Raw genomic sequence first — 18,466 nt, forward strand, 5'->3', positions numbered from 1 at the left:
TAATATTATAAATCAATTATATAAATGTATAATAATAAATATTAATTTTGGGGTATTAAGTTATGTCTAAAAGAAAAATTGAAAAGGATAAATCACACCAAAATAAATATTTAATAATTGGTTATGGTAAATTTGGGAAAGGTTTTGCTGCAAGATTATTAAATGAGGGTGTAAAAGAAACAAATATTTATATAATTGACAAAAACGCAGAAAGACTTGTTCAAGCTGAACCAATTTTTACAAACATAATTAGAACTACAATTACAGATTTTGATTCTATAAATGCTTTTGATATATCAGATATTAGTGTAATAGTGATAAGCATGTCTGATATTGAAGAATCATTAATGATTGCTGCAAATTGTAAAAAATATGGTGATAAAAGATATTATGCAAAAGCGAAAAATGACATTCATAGTAAATTATTAAAAACACTTGGCGTTGATGAAACAGTTATTCCTGAAGAAGAAGTTGGAAGTAGACTTGCTTATAAATCATTATTTAAAAACAATGTTGAAATAAACCTTTTAAGCACAAATTATAATATTGTTCACTTTAAAGTTACTAATCCAAAAATTGTTGGAAAAACAATTATGGATCTTAACCTAAGAGAAGAATTGGATTGTAATATTTTTGGTTTAAAAAGAGATGATAGTTTTTTTATTCCAAATGCAAACCATGAAATTAAACTAAACGATACATTAAGTGTAGTTTGTAAAAAAGAGGATTCAAAAGCACTGTTAGAAAAATTTACTAATTAGTATTAATGGAGGTTTTAATAAATGGAAAGATTTTTTAAAAACGAATGGTTAAATCAAGCAATAGCTGATCTTAACATAAAAAGATATACAGATATTCAATTTAAAACAATTCCATCCATTTTAAAAAACAATAATACTATTGGTGTATCAGAAACTGGTACTGGTAAAACATATGCTTATCTTTTTCCTATTTTGGAAAAAATAGACACATCATTAAACTACATTCAATCAATTATTATTTTGCCAACTAGAGAATTAGCTAATCAAATTTACAGCAAGTCAATTTATTTTAAAAAATACAACAAAAACTTAAAAATTAAGCTACTTGTGGGTGGTTCTGAAACAGAAACAATAAATAAAAAAATCGAAAATAATCCTCCACACATATTAATAACAACACCACAAAAATTTCAAGAATTAAATTCTAACTTTAAGTTAATTTTAACCAACTTAAAATATATTGTTTTAGATGAAGCTGATATGCTAATTGATCTAGGTTTTTTTGGTTTGATTGAATCAATATTTAATTCAATAAAAAATATTAATGACATAACAAAGGTAGCTTTTTCTGCAACACTTCACGAAAAATTAAGTATCCAATTATCTAAATATTTCAAAAATTCAAAAATATTTGATGTAACAACAAATATTTGAACACATAAAAAAATTAATCATCATGTAATTCATTATGGGAATAATGACAAAATAGAAGTATTAAAAAAACTGCTGGAAAAAACTAACCCATATTTTTGTATAATATTTGCTAATACAAAAAAAGATGTTGATCAAATATTTGATGTTTTAGTTCAAATCGAACCTAATAATATTGCTAAACTTCATGGTGACCTAACATCAAGGGAAAGAAAAAACACATACAAAGCAATTCAAGCAAATTTATTTAAATATTTAGTTGCAACTGATTTAGCATCTAGAGGATTAGACATTGATGGTGCTAGCCATATTATTTCTTATAATATGCCAAAAGAAGATATATGGTACATTCATAGAGCAGGTAGAAGTGGAAGATATAACTACATTGGTAATTCATATGTATTTTTAGATGAAAACAATTATTATGCTATTACAAGACTTCAAAAAAAGGGAATAGTTTGAAACAATATTAAATTTAATAAAAATGAATTTAGTGAATTTAATTATAAATTTAAAAAAGTAGAAAAAAAAGAAACAGAAGTAGATGTTCAAATTAGAAAAGTAATAAGTACAGCATCTAAAAAAGTAAAACCAAATTATAAAAAGAAAGTTAAACTTCAAATTCAAGAAATTAAAAGAAAAGCTAAAAGAAAAAGAATTGAAGAACTAGTTAATGAGCAAAGAATAAAAAAATATAAAATGGAAAATGCTGCTAAATCTAGAAACAAAAAAAATAAAGGACAATAAATGAAATTTAACACTATTAATTCTTCATCACTTGAATACATTTATGTTGATGAAGAGGTTAGAAATTCATCAGAATTTTATGAAATGAGAATAAAATTTAAAATTAAAAACAAACTATATAGATACCTAATAAAAAAAGAATTATGAAATAATTCTTTAAGAAAATATGTTATTGATAATAAAGGTTTAAATATTGGAAAGCTAATGTGGGGTTATATATTATCAGGAGAAATAATACAATTTAAAACTTATACTGAAATTATGCTAGATAATGATTAACTTCTAATTATTAAAATTTATCAAAATAAAAATGTATAGTTTTCAAACTATACATCCCTAACTGACATGTGAAGTGCAACACTTCAATGTTACATTAAACTCTCGACTTTGAAATATAAGTTGAGAGTTTTTTTGTTTTAAATATTTTCTTGATACATTTGGTAAGCTGTTTTATAACCAAACATTTTTCTTGGGATGTTGTTTACTTTTCATTCAAGAGTTTTTATTTTATCTTCACTTACTAAACTGAAGTCAGTTCCTTTTTTATATCATCTTCTAACTATCCCATTTATGTTCTCGTTGGACCCTCTTTGAAATGAAGAATAAGGTTGGCAATAATAAACTTTAAAGTTGAATTGTTTTGCAGTTATTCCCATCATTTGAAACTCTAACCCATTATCAACAGTGATGCTTTTTATTGGGAGTTTTTCATCTCGAATAATGGTATACATTTTAGCCATCATTGATCTAGCGTTCTTCCCTTTTATTTTTCTAATAATTGCCAACCTTGTTTTTCTTTCCACTAATGTCAATAAGTGGTAATAACCACTTTGCCTTTTACTAACTATTAGATCAGCTTCTCAATGTCCAAATTCTTTTCTATTGTTTATCTTTTCTGGTCTTAGACTATAAGGAATGCAGTATTTTCCATCAATTTTAGAAAATATACCTATTTTTCTTCTTTTCCCTTTAACATATTTTCTTCTTAAACAATCTCTTCTTTGTATCTTTCAAATCTTGCTATTGATTCATCTAAATACTTGCCTAGCACTTGGAACTTTAACTAATGGATAGTTTTCTTTTATTCAAAAAATTGTAGCTTCTACACCATGAGATTTAGGATTAAATTTTTGAATAAAAAGATCTGTGAAGTTTTTGTACTTCAACATAAAAAACATATGACAATTTGATTTTCTTCTAATGTATTTTTTGTGAGCAGTTGATGAATAATAAATCCCTGTTGAAGATGTGTTTCTTTTTAATTCTCTTGATATTGTTGATTTGTTTTTATTTAAGATTTTTGCAATCTTATTCATAGAATATTTTTCTTTATTTCAAAGAAAATAAATTAAGCATCTTTCTTCTTTTGTTAAATGTTTATAAGTTTTCATAAGCACTCCTAATATTCATTATCTTTTTATTAGTGAACACTTACAAACAAAACAAATGAAGTGCACACTCTTTTTTGAGTGTTGCACTTCACATGTCAATCGAGCATGTATAGTTTTCAAACTATACATTTAATATTTTTGTTATGTCATTTAGAATATTATATTTATAACGATTTGAAGAACCAGGACCATTACCATTTAATAAATCTATTCTTCCAGAAAAATATTCTTTATTATCTCCATTTGTTTTATAAGTTAAACCACCTCAATAAATACCAATAACTTCATTTTTTGAATTAATTGCAACAGATCCTGAACTACCACCTTTTAAATCAACACCTCAAGCAACAACTTGTGTTGCTGAATTTCTAAAAGAAAAAAAATCTTTATTATTCATATTTCCATAATATTTGATTTCATCTTCATTTGCTGCTGAAAAATCAGGTAAAGGTACATTATTACCATTTATATTTGGTTGAGTTACAAAAGAATCTTCATAACCATTTTTTAAAAGATTTTCTGTCTTAACATAGCTAACACCACTTCAACGAGGAGAAACATTATTTACTACATTGGTTGCAGCTGGAAAACCAGCAACAAATACATCTTCACCAGGTTTGTATTGTGATGCAAATTTAGTAGGATTTTTATCATAATTATCTAAAAAACTTTTAAAAACATTGACATTATTTATAAAAATAGCATTTCCATTTTGTCCAACATCATAAAAAGGAGAAAAATCAATAGAAAGAATTGCTATATCAGATGTTGGATTATATAAATAATTGTTTGGATTTAATGATTCGTTATATCTTAAATTGATGTTGTTAACATCTTTGTACAATTGATTATTAAACGATTGATATCCAGAATATACAATACTAACATTATTACTTTTTAAAACTGAATCATTAGAATTTGAATCTTTAATATAAGCTAATATCCCATCATAAGTGTTGTTATTTATTAGTGTTTCTTGTGGTTTTGTTGTTCCAAAACTTGTTAATTTAGAAAAGTTATTACTTGTTTTTTCACCCTTACCAACTATGCCAATATCTAATCCTGTTAAAGTTTGTTTTTGAATTTGGTTATAATATCAACTATTATTGTAGACTCTATAATCTTTATAAGAATAATTAGATAAACTTAATGCATCAGCAACATGCATATTTGTTGCAACATAATATTTGTGTTCAGAACTTTTATCTTTACCAACTATTCAACCTGTTCCATAAACATCAGTTTTGGTTGAATTTGAATCAATAGGTGAAAATTCAAATTTTAAAGATAATGATCTTTCACTTATATATTTCAATTGTTCACTATCTTTTCTATAATTTTCAATATTAGCATTCATGTAAGTGAACCCATTATTTTTATTTGAAAAAATTGATCCAAAACAAGATGTTAATGGAACAGTTGACAATATTATTCCTACTGCTCCAGAAAAAAATAATATTATTTTTTTAAATTTCATATTAAATTGATACCTAATATCATAATGATACTTAAAAATATTAAAATAACAATAACCTAGATAAAAAAATGTTTTTTTTTTTTTAATTATGCATTATTAAAATCTCATTAACTAAAAAATGTATTGGAATAGTAGTAATAAAAAAGATAGGATATTAAACCTATCTAAAATTATTTAAGTATCTATCAAGAATTATTGTTGCACTATTTTGATCTTTAGTTTTTTTTATTGATTTTGATTTTATATTAAATTCTTTTTGCAAACTAACTGATTCAACTGAAGAATATGACTCATCAACTAGGATAATTTCTATTCCAATATTATCTTTTAAATCTTTTAAGAATGCATTTATTAACTGGTGTCTTTCTGAAACATAATTATTTATTGTTTTTGGAAAACCCAAAACAATTAGATCAATAAATTCATCATCAACTATTTTTTTTATTTTAATAAAAACACTATCATTATTTTCCAAAGTAATATATGGTATTGAAAAAGAAGTTTGTTGATAACATATTGCAAAACCTATACGTTTAGTACCATAATCAATAGCTAAAATATTTTTATCATTCATTATCATTTATATAAAGTTTTAGCTTTTTCTAAAATTTTATTAAAGTCTTTATTATCAACTTTTGGGAAACTTCCTTGAACAAAATTATTTCTTCCCCCACCCTTAGCATTAAACAGATCAACTATTTCTTTATTTAATTGGTTTAAATTAAATCCTAATGATTCAATAAATTTAGGATTTGCACATAATATGTATTGGAAAGAATTATCAATAAAATTAACAACAATAAAGATGTTTTCTTTTTTTTCATTAACAATATTAGTACATGTTGAAGTTAAAACTTTTCTATCAATGTTTTCAAAAATAAGTAGATTGATTTTATCATTATAAGAATTGAATTTATCTTTTAATTCTAAAATTTCTGTATTTTCTTTTTCTTTATTAATTTTGAATTTAACAATATTTAATTCATTACTTAGTAAATCAAACATATTTTTTAATTCAAAATAATGTAATTCATTCAAATTAATATTTTTATTTTTTTCAAAAAGATCATTTTTAAAATTCAATGAATTATATTCTTTAAATAAATTTTCTAAATTACTCAATAAAGGTTTGTGAACATTATTATTGAAATCATCTATTAATGCTTTTGAACTTATAGCTTCAATTCTTCATGAACCAGATCCTTTAGAATCAAGTTTGATAATTTTAAAATCTTCAATTTCTTTTGTGTTTGATACATGAGTACCACCACATATTTCAATTGATTTATTTCCGATTTGAACAACTCGTAATTTTGTTTTTATTTTTTTATAAACATCATCAAAATAAGCTAAAGCTCCCATTTGTTGTGCTTCATCTAAAGTCTTTAAATATGTTTTAGTATCAACAGCTGATTTAATAATATCTTTAATGTTTTTTTCTAATTTCAAAATTTCATCAAGATTAAGTTTTTTATTATAACTAAAATCAAAAGTTACTTTCTGAGGTGATTTTAATGCACCTTCTTGTTTGATTGATTCATGAATTTCATTTTTTAAAGCTGAATGTAATAAATGTTCTGTTGAATGATGAATGGTTAAAGATTTTCTTCTTTCAACATCTGTTACAACATCAACATCGTTTCCAACTTTAAAACTACCTTTTTTGAAATGGTGAACGTTTTGACCATTTGGTGCTTTAACAACATCATCAATAAAGACATTATCTATAGTACCATTGTCACAAAGCTGACCTCCACTTGTAGCATAAAGACAAGTTTTATTTAAAACAACAAATCCTTCTTCATTGTTGATTTCATTCACGCTATTAAAATCTGCATCAAATAAAGCTATAACTTTAGAATTTTTTAATTTTAGATTATCATAATCAAAAATTGATTCAACTTCCAAATTAATTAAATTCTTATTTTGTTTAGCAATAGCTTTTAATTCCTTATTTCCTTTTGAAACTTCTTTATGTTCTTCAAAATATTGATTAAATTTGTCAAAATTGAATTTTTTTAAAGAAAACACATTATTAACATTTATTTCTTTTCCAACAAAAGCTTCAATAATAAAGTTAATTGTTTCTTTATTTTCGTTTTTTGAATGTTCAATTTCCTTTATTATTTCAATTGGGAAGCCATATGTTTCAACAAGTTTAAACAATGTATATTCATAGAAATTAACATCATCTTTTTCTTTTAATGGTTTGTTAATTGTATCTACAAATTCTGCTATAGTATTTTTTAATGTTTCATGATGTAATTTATATTCTTGATTTATGATTGAAACAATATTGTTTTTCTCTTTTGATAAATTAGGATAAAAGTCTTTCATTGTCTCAATGATTTTTGAAACTATAATTTCATTAACATCTTTTTTAACTTTTAAAATATCAAGATATACAAATGATCTTCTCAATAACTTTCTTATTATATAACCTCTATCTTTGTTTGATGGTATTGCCCCATCACCAATAGCAAAAGTAGCTGATTTAAAGTGATCAACAATAACATTGAAACTTCTATTTATTAACAAGCTTATAGGGTTTTTTTCTTTTTTAAAATAAAGATTTATATCATATTTATTTTCTGTGTATTTTTGAATTTCATTTTTAACTAATGCAAATGCATCAATATCATAATTTGTTGGTACATCTTGAAATACACAAGCTAATCTTTCAAGACCAGCACCTGTATCAATATTCTTTCTAATTAAAGGAGAATAATTATTATTGCCATCATTTTCAAATTCACTAAAAACAATGTTTCATATTTCAATATATCTATCATTTTCTATATCATCCAAAAATAATTTTTCACCTATATTGTTTGGATCATATTTTGGACCTCTATCATAATATATTTCAGTACATGGTCCACAAGGTCCTTGGCCAATTTCTCAGAAATTTCTATCTTTATCACACTTAATTATGTGTTCTTTTTTTATTCCGTGTTTTTGTCACAATTCATATGATTCATTATCATCTTTATAAACTGTTATATACAATAGATCTTTATCAATATTAAATCTTTTTGTTAATAGTTCAAAAGCAAAATCTATTGCATCTTTTCTGAAATAGTCTCCAATAGAAAAATTACCTAACATTTCAAAAAAAGTATGATGTCTAGAAGTTACACCTACATTATATATGTCATTAGTTCTTATACATTTTTGACTATTAGTTAATCTTTTTGACGGTGGGTTTTCAATTCCTGAAAAATATTTTTTTAATGTAGCCACACCAGAATTAATTCATAATAAAGAATTATCATTTTTAGGAATTAAAGATTGTGACTCAACAATTAAGTGCTTTTTTTCTTCAAAGAATTTTAGTCAAATATTTCTTATTTCACTTAAAGTAAATTTTTTCATGTTTATTCAATTAGTCATGTTTGACTAATTGTACCTCCTCCTAAGCATATTCCATTTTTGTATATAACAGCATATTGTCCAACAGTAACTGATTCAGATTTATTTTCATAAAACAAATAAACTTTATCACCAAAAATTTTGAAACGACAATTTTGCTTTGCTTGTGTGTGTCTAAATCTGACTTCAACTTGGTCGCTATAAGGAATTTTAGAAATTCAGTTAAAGTCAGTTAATTCACAATAATTTGACATAAGATAACTTGAATCATTTAATTTATCTGTAACATAAATGATATTCTTTTCAACATCTTTTTTACAAACAAATTGTCTTTTTTTATTTCCTGAAAGATTCATTCCTTTTCTTTGACCAATCGTATATAAATGAACACCTTTATGAGTTCCAATTTTTTCATTAGTTGTTATATCAATAATATCGCCTTCTTTTTCATCAATATAGTTAGCAAGAAATTTTTTAATATCTCTTTCACCAATAAAACAAATACCAGTAGAATCTTTTTTATCTCAATTGATTAAATCATATTTTTTTGCTATTTCTCTAACACATTCTTTAGATAAATTAGCTAATGGAAAAATTACATTTGCAATTTGTGCTTGGCTTAATTGATTTAAAAAATAAGTTTGATCTTTATTTTTATCAAAAGACTCACAAAGATATTTAGTACCACTTGAATCTTTTTTTATTTTTGCATAATGTCCTGTAGCTATATAATCTGCATTAAAAGTTTTTAATGCATGTTTAATAAATAGATCAAATTTAATATATTTATTACACAAAACATCTGGATTTGGCGTTTTTCCAGATTTATAATCATCAATAAATTTAGTAAATACTTTATCCCAGTATTCTTTTATAAAATCAATTTTATATAAAGGTATATCAAGTTTTTCACAAACAACTTTTGCATCATTGTAATCATAACTTGCACTGCAATTACTTAAAGAACTTTCAAAGTTTAGCTCATTATTAACAAGATTATCCCAATTTTGCATAAATAAACCAATTACTTTAAAACCAGCTTTTTTTAAAATTAATGCAGTTACTGATGAATCAACTCCACCAGACATACCAACAACAATAGTTTTGTTCATATCTCTTCACCTAATTATCTACACCATAAAATTTTATACCAATGATAATGAAATAGTAAATAAAAAAAGGATAGACCGCATTATCCCTAAGCGGTCTATCTAAAATCAACTCAATGTCTATACTTTAGCAATAAGCCAAGCAGTTCTGCACAATAACAATTGTTAAAAACATTGATATCGCTGAAATTTAACTAAAAGGTTCTTAGAACTAATAAAATGATCATATCAAATTTATACATAACATATCGATAATCGTATAGATATTACTTCACAATTCATCAAGCGGCCTTTACCAATTCACCCCTCAATTTTATTATACTTATCAACCGGCCAAGGAGAACCATATAATAGGTTAGAAGAAATTGACACCAAAAATGCTCGACACATAATCAGCGAATCACCATTCAGTAACCCTAAACTCAAACCAATAAGTCACTTTAATCTTCAACAATCTAATAGGGGATCGAGACGCCTATTGTTTTAATTATTAAGACTAAAAATGAATTTAGCGAAAAGCGCAACACCACTTTCTAACAATTTAGAAATTATTGCGCAATATAATTAAACCACATTTTTGGATAAAATTCACATTTTTTTTAAAAAAAATATTACAAAAGTAAAAAAATGAAAAATAAGCTTTTCAAGTTATTAATAATATTAATACTATTTTTTTAAAAAATAAAGTCTAAAACATGATAAATTTTATAAATTTTTATGATTTATAAAATTAAATAACATTAATTTAATTAATAGTTATCAAAATTTGATCAAGACTGGTATAAATTAGAATTTTATATATTTATACCATTAACAACTATGTATTATATATATTGGTTAATGATATTATAATTTTATATATTGATTCTTCAGGAACACATACAATGCTTGATACTTTTAAAATTAAGTTTAAATTTGATAAATCAATCAAATTAAAAAAATACACAACAAAATATTTTATAGCAACACAAAAGGTGTTATTTGATGAAAACAAAGGAAAAAATGTTTGTTTAAGATTTTGCCACTTTTCAGAATCTGCTATTGTTTGTGGTGTCGCTGAAGTTATTTCATTATTGAAATTTGTCTTAAATAAAAAAATAAAAAAACTAAATATAAAATATTTACCTGATGGAACTATTGCAAAAAAATATGAGCCCGTATTGATAATCGAGGGTGATTATCAACTTTTTGGTCATTTAGAAAACATTATTGATGGTATTTTATCAAGAAGATCATCCATTGCTACCAATGTACACAATTTTATAAAAGAAACAAATGAGGATAAATTCATGTTCATGTCAGATAGAAATGATGATTATTTGTTACAACCATATGATGGTTATGCAGCTTATGTTGGTGGTGCAAAAAAATTTGTTACAGAAAAACAAATTGAATTTATCAAAACCGATCCAAGTGTTTCAGCCACAGGAACAATTCCTCATGCATTAATCCAACAATTTAATGGAGATATAGTTAAAACTTTGCAAGCATACAAAAAATCTCTTCCAAACAATATAGTTGTTGGTCTTATTGATTATAATAATGACTGTCTTGGAGAAATTCAAAAACTTAAAGATGCAAATTTTAATAATTTAGATTATGTTAGAATTGACACTTCATCAAGTTTGGTTGATTTATCATTACAACAAAAAAATAAGAATTGGAAAGACAATATTGAATTATATGGTGTAAATCCAACATTAATTCAAGAGGTTAGAAAAAAACTAGATGATGTAGGTTATAAAAATACAAAAATTGTTATTTCATCTGGTTTAACTTTAGATAAAGTTAAAGATTATGAATCAAAAAAACTTCCAGTTGATATGTATGGAATTGGTAAAAGCACAACAAAAATAAATGTATTTTTTACAGGTGATTTAATCAAAACCAATGGACAATACCAAGCAAAAATAGGAAGAAACAATAATATAGATTCTTCAATTGAAAAAATGCAAAGCTTAAAATAAATAATTATTTTGCTTTGCATCCATTTTATTTTTTTTATAAAAATTAAATTTGATCATCTCAATTTTCATATATTTCTTGTATCAAACCATTTTCATAAATACAATTATCTAACATTCTTTTATCTATATATCTTTCATTACTTAAATTTATTTCTGCTCTATAGATTAATTCTTTTTCATTTACTTGTTTGTTTTCAATAATATCAAAAAGAGTTTTTTTAATTTTTTTTAAATCTTTAGGAAATGGTATAAAAATAAATTTAAATTTTCTTGATCAAAAAAGATATTGACCATCATTGTCCATCTTTTTTTCTTTATAATATCTTTTTTTAACTAATCCATTATTAAAACAATATGTCAAATAAATTGTATAAATCTCTTTAGAAAATCTAAAATTATTATTACTACAAATATCTAGCATGTTATTACAAATGATTTCTATATTTTTTAAACTTTTTCTCATTGAACTTATAAATTCTTTTGAAAATGTTTTACTAGGTTTTTCATTGTAATAGTTTTTCCCATATTCAGGAATAAGATAATCAGAAATAATTTTTGTAAGTTCTTGATAATTGTTTCCAATATCATTCATAAAAGATTGAATTCTTACTATTGTTTTATTTATAAGATAATACATTGTTAAATTGTCATTTAAAAATTTTGCTTTTTTTAGTTTGTAAAAAACGCTGTTAAAAAAATATTTGTAATGTTTTCATTTTTTAATATCATCTAAAAATTTGTTTTGTTTTTTATTTTTTAAAGAATATAATATTTGATCAAAAGTTTCAAATTCAATTTTTTTTATTTCCATTATGTACACCAGAATCATTTAATTAAATTTATTATATTTATAAAATTTATAATATTATTTATTTTTTAATAAATATTAAATAAGCTATATTCAAATTTAATTTATAATTTTTGTGTTATGAAAAAATCTAAATATATAAGTAAATATGATTACATTGCCTTTTATACAAAGCAAGAAAATTTTTGATTTAAAACAAATGCTGAAATAATTTCAGAAATAGAATCAATAAAAAATCAATATGGATATTATAGTGAATTATATGAAGATGATGATGAAGATGATGATTTTTTTGATGATGGAGAAATTAGCGAATTTGATGCATATGAAAAATACAAAGAATTATTAGAAGAAAATAAGGATGTGGATAAAGATAACCCATTATTAAAAGAAGGTTCAATTTTAGATATTGAATCAAAAAAATTTATAAAAAATAAATTCATTGATATGCCTTGATTTGATTTTGACGACATTAAATACAAAAACAAAACAATGGAAGAATTGGCTATCGAAACTGAATTTATTCTTAAAAATCATGATTCTGTAATTATTTTTCAGCCCGTTTTTATTCATAATAATTTAATTACAAAATGTGATGCTTTTGTAAAAATAGATAGTTATGATTTTCATTTAATAGAAACAAAGGGTACAACTACTGCAAAGTTTCATCATTATCTTGATTTGTTTTTTCAAAAACAAGTAATCGAATCAAAAGATTATTTAAAAGAAAAAAATATTTCATATGAACTATGCCTTATTAAGTATGAATATAAAAATAAATATGAAGTTTCTTTTGAAACAACAAAATACATTAACATTTCAAAATCTCCACCAACTCTTTCTAAAGCTGAAAAGGAGTTGCCAAAAAACAAAATAATCTGAGTAAAAAATAAAAGAAAAAAAGGATATTACTTTGACAAAATTGGTGAAGAACATGGAATTTTAATTTCAAATATATTGTGTGGGGATTATTCAGATATTGAAAATAAAAAAATATTGTTGAATAACACCAAGACAACAAAATCACTAGATAAATCTTTATCAATCTTAAAAGATACATATAATAATTTTAATAATGTTATTGCCCAACTTTGGGATCATAAAAAGAACTTAGAAAATCTTGAAAAGAAAATAAAAAACAATGATGATTTTAAATCTTTTTCAAATATTAAACCTTCATTTAATGATAAGGGTCCTTTTAAAAATGATGATAATTGACCAGAATTAAGAAAACTATATTCCTTGCAAGGATACACTTTATATGACTATTCTGGAAAAGTTGCAGTTCAAGATGAATACAATATTAAAAATGCAGTAATTAATCAAAATCCAAAAACATTTTTAAAAACACCAGAAAAAAACACAAACATATATATTGATGCATTTATAAACTCAAACGAAGAAATTCAAATTGATTTAACAAAAACGTATGAACTTTATAATAAATTAAAAAATGTTAAAAAAGTTTATTTTGATTTTGAAACAATAAACACATCAATAAGAAGTTGTGACAACACTTTGCCTTTTAGTCAAATTGTTACTCAATGTTCTGTAATAAAAGATAATGGTGATGGAACAGAGTCTTCACCTTGTGAAAATTTAATAATAGATCCAACAAAAATTGATATTGATTGATTCAAAAAAGTTGTTGACTCAATTTACTATGAGACAACAAACGAAGATGAAAAAGTTCTATATATTGTTTATAACAAATCATTTGAACAAACAAGATTAAAGGAAATTGCAGGTTATATTTCAGATAAAAATTATAATCACAAAATAATTCAAATTATTAATAACACTTTTGACTTAGCTGATTTTTTTACATTTACAACAAATAAAAAATATATAGTCTTTAAAGAATTGTGTGGTTTTTATTCAATTAAAAAAGTTTTACCATTAATAAAAAAATATAATCCAGAAATTTTTGATAAAACTCATTGTTTGGACTATAACTCTTTAAATGTAAAAAATGGTAAAGAATGTCAGGGAGAAACAAATAAAAGATTCTTTTTATTAATTAGTGATTCTGAATGAAAAAAAATTGAAGAAAATCTTAAAGTTTATTGTGAAAACGATGTTAGAGCTATGATAGCAATAGAATATTTTGTTAAAGATTTATTAGAAAAATATAATAAATAATGCATTAAAATTTACCCTAATAAAATAATTTAATTTATTGGGGTAAATTTTATTTATCACTATTGTTATTAGTTTTAAAAAACTGTCACTCTTTAATTAATTCATTTGCTTTTTTAAGTGATGTATTACTACTTTCAATTTTGCTATAAAGTTCATAATATATTAAATCTGAAATTACAAGCATTGATATTTTACTTGATGTTGCAATTATTCTTTTATTTTTATATAAATCTTCAAAAACTATTTTATAAGTAATTCCATCAATAAATTCTTTATTGTTTGTTACAAGCAATACTGGAATGTTTAATTTTTTTGCTGTTTCAATAATAAAAACTATTTCACTATGGGCAGCTGATTTTGAAAAAATAACAAGAAGATTTTCACCAGAAATTGATGATAATGATAACAATAAAACATGCAAATCATTAAATGCATTTGCTTTAATTCCCAATTTAAGTAGATTAGATGAAAACTCATATGCTGGAAGATATGATGATCCTATTCCATAACAAAAAATTTTTTCACATGATAATATTTTGTTACAAATATTATTTAATTGTTTGGCATCAATACTATTTAATGTTTCATTTATTGTATAAACATTATATGCTATTAAATTATTTATCCTATTATATGTATCTTCTTCTTTTTGAACTTTATAAAGATCTAATTTTGATTTTTTATCAATAGCAAATGTTTTCATTTCAATGATATTTTTAAAACCCATTTTTTGGCATAATCTTGAAATTGATGACTTTGAATAAAAAAGGATTTTTTCTAAAGCAATAATGTTAGATGATAAAAACAAATCAATATTATCATTTATTTTTTTAACTATTTCGATTTCTGTTTCGTTTAAATCAAAATTTGATTCATCAAAAATTTTTATTTTGTTTTCCATATTGTTTAACCCAATAAAAATATAACCTAATAATATTTAATATAAAAAAATTAAGATAACATAAGTTATCTTAACTATATATTACTTTATAAATTGGTGTGCCCTTTTTAACATTTTGATTGTTTTTTACAAGCAATTCAATTTTCATTTCTTTAGTCATATCACAAACAACTATAGGAGTTTGAATTGATTTTGATTTGCTCAATTTTTCTAAATCTACATTTGTTATCTTTTTGTTTAAAAATACTTTTTCTTTTTCTTTAATTTTTACATCAAAAGGAATTCCATTAAGTTCTACACTGTCTATTCCTATATGCATCATTACATTTTGACCTTCATCAGTTTTAAATATATAACAATGCTTTGTATCAAAACAATTTTCCAAAATACCTTTTTCAATAATTGAATAAAATTCATTTGATTTAGGAATAATGGCTACTCCATCTCCTAAAAGTTTGTTTTTAAAAGCATCATCACAAACATTATCTAATGTAATGACTTGGCAATCTACTGGAGAGTAAACTATAAAATTATTTTTCTTTTCACTAGATTTAACATTTTCATTTTTGATTAATTCATTATTATTTTCAAAATTAATATTTGAAATATCAATTTTAGAATCAATCACATCATTTATTTTTTCACTTAATATAGCAGCTTCGCCACCAAAAATTAATTGAACTGATTTATTGTTTATAACCTCTCCCATTGATCCTAATTGTTTCACTTTGTTAACATCCAAAGAATTTGAGCTTTTTAAACTAACTCTTAGTCTTGTTGCACAAGCTGTAACATTTTCAATGTTTTCAAGACCTCCAAGTGCATTTATAATTTGAATTGTTTTTGTATCTACTTCATTTTTATTTTTATTATTTTTATCTTTCATTTCTTGATAAGTTTTTTTATCAATTAACTTAAAGTTATTACTTCCTCTTCCTGGTGTTTGAATATTCATTTTTTTAATTAGTAATCAGAATAATAAGAATGTAATCGCTCCTTCAGCAATAGCTAAAACAAAAGCAAAATAGAATTTAGTTCCTTTTAATACTGGTATGGCACCATAAATAACAAGATCAATAAACCCTCTTGCAAAACCAACACCAACATGGGCACCAACTAATTCCATAAACATGTAAGAGAACCCAGACATTGGAACATAAATTATGTAATAAAGTAATGGTGCACAGAATAAGAAAGTATATTCTAATGGTTCTGTAATTCCAGTCAAGAATGAAACAACCATAGATGATCCAATTATTGATGCTACTTGTTTTCTGTTTTGTTTTTCAGAAGTAAATATAATTGCAGCACCTATACCCATACACACACCAATATAAGTTGGGTAATCTTGTGTATATCTTCCAGGATAAACATTTAATGTTTTTGTAAATCAATCAAATATAGGAGTTTCTTGTAACGATCCATCACTTAATTTAATAGGTAAAGTATTAAATGGTAATCCATTAATAAAATTTCATATGTTTTGATCTCCACTTATAGATTGATTATTTAACCCAAAGGAATTGTGAATAACATTTATTTTTTCCATATCTATACCATTAGTAGATAATGCACTATTAAGTGCATTTCAACTAATTTCACCACCAAATGGAGTTTGGAATGCTAAGATAATTGGAATGTGATGTAATCCAAAAGGCTGTAAAGATCTTCCTAAAATCCCATACAATAATCCACCAGTACCATAAGGAGCTTTTTGTATACCACTACCTATGATATTTATAAGTTGTCCTATTCATGGTCAGAATATTAAAAATACCAAAGCAACCAATGATATTAAAGGTATTAAAACAATTGGTACTAATCTAATTCCACTAAAGAAATCTAATGCTGTTGGTAATTTGATTTTTGAAACTTTGTTATAAATTACAGAAGTAATCAAACCAACAACAATACCTCCAAAAATAGATGTTTGTAAAGTTGTAAATCCAAGTGTTGTAGTTGTTATACTTTTTATAACTTCTGGGTCTTTATGAAATCATAATATAGAAGTTATTGTATTTGTTTTGTCAAATTGAAAGAAAGGAAGTTGGAAACTACAAAATACAAGATATGCTAAAACAGAGCAAAATCCGCTAGCACCCCGGTCTTTTGAAAATGTTATTGTTAGTGCCACTGAAAACAAAAGAGGTAATATATTAAACACCACTGAACTCATAGCACTTAAAATATTTGCAGCAATCATTCCACCTTCATTTTTTAAATTAGCACCAATTGCACCACTAATACCAAGTAATAAACCAGCTATTGGTAAGATAGCAATTGGTAACATTAAACCCCTTGATAATTGTGAGAAGAAATCTTTTACTTTACCTTTATTCTCTTTTCTTTTTTTATTTAAATTACCAAAGACAGAAGTAATGTTATTTTTTTTAGGTTTTAGATTTTCTTGTGTATTTATCTTCATATTAAGTTATCGCTTTCATAAAACGTTTGGTTATTTCTTTTGGACGGGTTATTGCAGTGCCAACCACCACGGAATAACATCCAAGTTTTAATAATTCATTAACTTGATTGGGTTCCCAAATACCACCTTCTGCAACCAAAGGAATATTTATTTGCTTCAAAGCATTTTTAATAAATTCATAATTATTTTCTATATTAGATCTACCAGCACTTTCTTTTGTATATCCGCGAAGTGTTGTACTAATTAAATCAAATTTTAATAATTCAGCATTTTTAATATCTTCCATAGTTGCACAATCAGCCATCAATAATGTTTTAGGTGCATTTTTCCTACAATAAGTAACTAATTCACTTAGTGTTTGATCATTGGGTCTTTTTCTATTTGTTGCATCTAATGCAATGACATCAACTTTAAGTTTTATAAGCTGTTTCACTTCTTTTGTTGTTGCTGTTATATACACTTCACTATCTTCATATTTTTTCTTTATCAGTCCAATTACAAAAATTCCTTTAATCATTTTTTTAATATTTTTTATATGTTTTACTTGACTAAGTCTTAATACTGTTGCTCCTCCCTCAACACAAGCTTTAGCCATCAAAGTAATTGCTTTTACATTGTTCAATGGTTCATCATCAACTGCTTGACACGAAACTATTAAATTATTTTTTATTTTTTCTATAACTTTCATATTTAGTTTCATTTTAAGGCAAAATAT

14 protein-coding genes are annotated in these 18,466 nt (G+C 24.0%); 5 read left to right on the forward strand and 9 right to left on the reverse strand.

Annotation, left to right across the window (positions count from 1 at the left end; genetic code table 4):
* The first annotated feature begins 62 nt into the window (after nt 1-62).
* Genes EXC57_RS04055 through EXC57_RS04065 form a run of 3 tightly spaced genes read left to right on the forward strand, consistent with a single transcriptional unit; the run spans nt 63 to nt 2,438 of the window.
* Nucleotides 63-761 carry a potassium channel family protein gene (locus EXC57_RS04055; RefSeq protein WP_004024871.1) on the forward strand — a complete coding sequence of 233 codons (699 nt, stop codon included), beginning with the start codon at nt 63-65 and terminating at the stop codon, nt 759-761.
* Between the two features lie 21 nt (nt 762-782).
* Nucleotides 783-2,159, forward strand: a complete 1,377-nt coding sequence (locus tag EXC57_RS04060) for a DEAD/DEAH box helicase (protein ID WP_004024872.1) — start codon at nt 783-785, stop codon at nt 2,157-2,159.
* Nucleotides 2,160-2,438 carry a hypothetical protein gene (locus EXC57_RS04065; protein ID WP_004024873.1) on the forward strand — a complete coding sequence of 93 codons (279 nt, stop codon included), beginning with the start codon at nt 2,160-2,162 and terminating at the stop codon, nt 2,436-2,438.
* A gap of 137 nt (nt 2,439-2,575) precedes the next feature.
* On the opposite strand, the gene EXC57_RS04070 is transcribed toward EXC57_RS04065, so the two are convergent.
* The 5 genes from EXC57_RS04070 to mnmA form a co-directional block, all read right to left on the reverse strand.
* Nucleotides 2,576-3,550: an IS30 family transposase gene (locus EXC57_RS04070; RefSeq protein ID WP_129692495.1), complete on the reverse strand. Its 975-nt coding sequence runs from the start codon at nt 3,548-3,550 to the stop codon at nt 2,576-2,578.
* Nucleotides 3,551-3,671: 121 nt separating this feature from the next.
* Nucleotides 3,672-5,027 (reverse strand): DUF31 family putative serine protease, encoded by a 1,356-nt coding sequence (locus tag EXC57_RS04075; RefSeq protein ID WP_004024874.1) that lies wholly within the window; start codon nt 5,025-5,027, stop codon nt 3,672-3,674.
* 160 nt (nt 5,028-5,187) lie between these two features.
* Entirely contained in the window at nt 5,188-5,601 is a 414-nt protein-coding gene (ruvX, locus tag EXC57_RS04080; RefSeq protein WP_036451436.1) for a Holliday junction resolvase RuvX, read from the reverse strand.
* A complete protein-coding gene (gene alaS / locus EXC57_RS04085) occupies nt 5,601-8,402 on the reverse strand; it encodes an alanine--tRNA ligase (protein WP_040538222.1) in 2,802 nt (933 codons plus the stop codon). Before alaS ends, ruvX begins: the two co-directional genes overlap by 1 nt.
* Before the next feature lie 2 nt (nt 8,403-8,404).
* Complete coding sequence (gene mnmA, locus EXC57_RS04090; RefSeq protein WP_004024877.1) at nt 8,405-9,511, reverse strand: tRNA 2-thiouridine(34) synthase MnmA; 1,107 nt, start codon at nt 9,509-9,511, stop codon at nt 8,405-8,407.
* 881 nt (nt 9,512-10,392) lie between these two features.
* Here mnmA and EXC57_RS04095 point away from each other — a divergent pair.
* Nucleotides 10,393-11,475, forward strand: a complete 1,083-nt coding sequence (locus tag EXC57_RS04095) for a nicotinate phosphoribosyltransferase (RefSeq protein WP_004024878.1) — start codon at nt 10,393-10,395, stop codon at nt 11,473-11,475.
* A 43-nt stretch (nt 11,476-11,518) separates the two neighbouring features.
* Here EXC57_RS04095 and EXC57_RS04100 read toward each other — a convergent pair whose 3' ends face one another.
* Nucleotides 11,519-12,286, reverse strand: coding sequence for a hypothetical protein (locus EXC57_RS04100; protein ID WP_129692679.1), 768 nt, complete (start codon nt 12,284-12,286; stop codon nt 11,519-11,521).
* Between the two features lie 117 nt (nt 12,287-12,403).
* Here EXC57_RS04100 and EXC57_RS04105 point away from each other — a divergent pair, with 117 nt between their 5' ends.
* Nucleotides 12,404-14,425 (forward strand): DUF2779 domain-containing protein, encoded by a 2,022-nt coding sequence (locus tag EXC57_RS04105; RefSeq protein ID WP_004024880.1) that lies wholly within the window; start codon nt 12,404-12,406, stop codon nt 14,423-14,425.
* A 49-nt stretch (nt 14,426-14,474) separates the two neighbouring features.
* Here the strand turns inward: EXC57_RS04105 and EXC57_RS04110 are convergent, their stop codons facing one another.
* The 3 genes from EXC57_RS04110 to EXC57_RS04120 all read right to left on the reverse strand — a co-directional run bounded on the left by EXC57_RS04110 (nt 14,475) and on the right by EXC57_RS04120 (nt 18,439).
* Entirely contained in the window at nt 14,475-15,326 is an 852-nt protein-coding gene (locus tag EXC57_RS04110; protein ID WP_129692680.1) for a MurR/RpiR family transcriptional regulator, read from the reverse strand.
* Nucleotides 15,327-15,396: 70 nt separating this feature from the next.
* A complete protein-coding gene (locus EXC57_RS04115; RefSeq protein WP_004024882.1) occupies nt 15,397-17,751 on the reverse strand; it encodes a PTS transporter subunit IIABC in 2,355 nt (784 codons plus the stop codon).
* 1 nt (nt 17,752) lies between these two features.
* Nucleotides 17,753-18,439 (reverse strand): N-acetylmannosamine-6-phosphate 2-epimerase, encoded by a 687-nt coding sequence (locus EXC57_RS04120; protein ID WP_004024883.1) that lies wholly within the window; start codon nt 18,437-18,439, stop codon nt 17,753-17,755.
* Nucleotides 18,440-18,466 lie beyond the last annotated feature (27 nt).

This window comes from Malacoplasma iowae, assembly GCF_900660615.1.
GTDB classification, from domain to species: domain Bacteria; phylum Bacillota_I; class Bacilli_A; order Mycoplasmatales; family Mycoplasmoidaceae; genus Malacoplasma; species Malacoplasma iowae.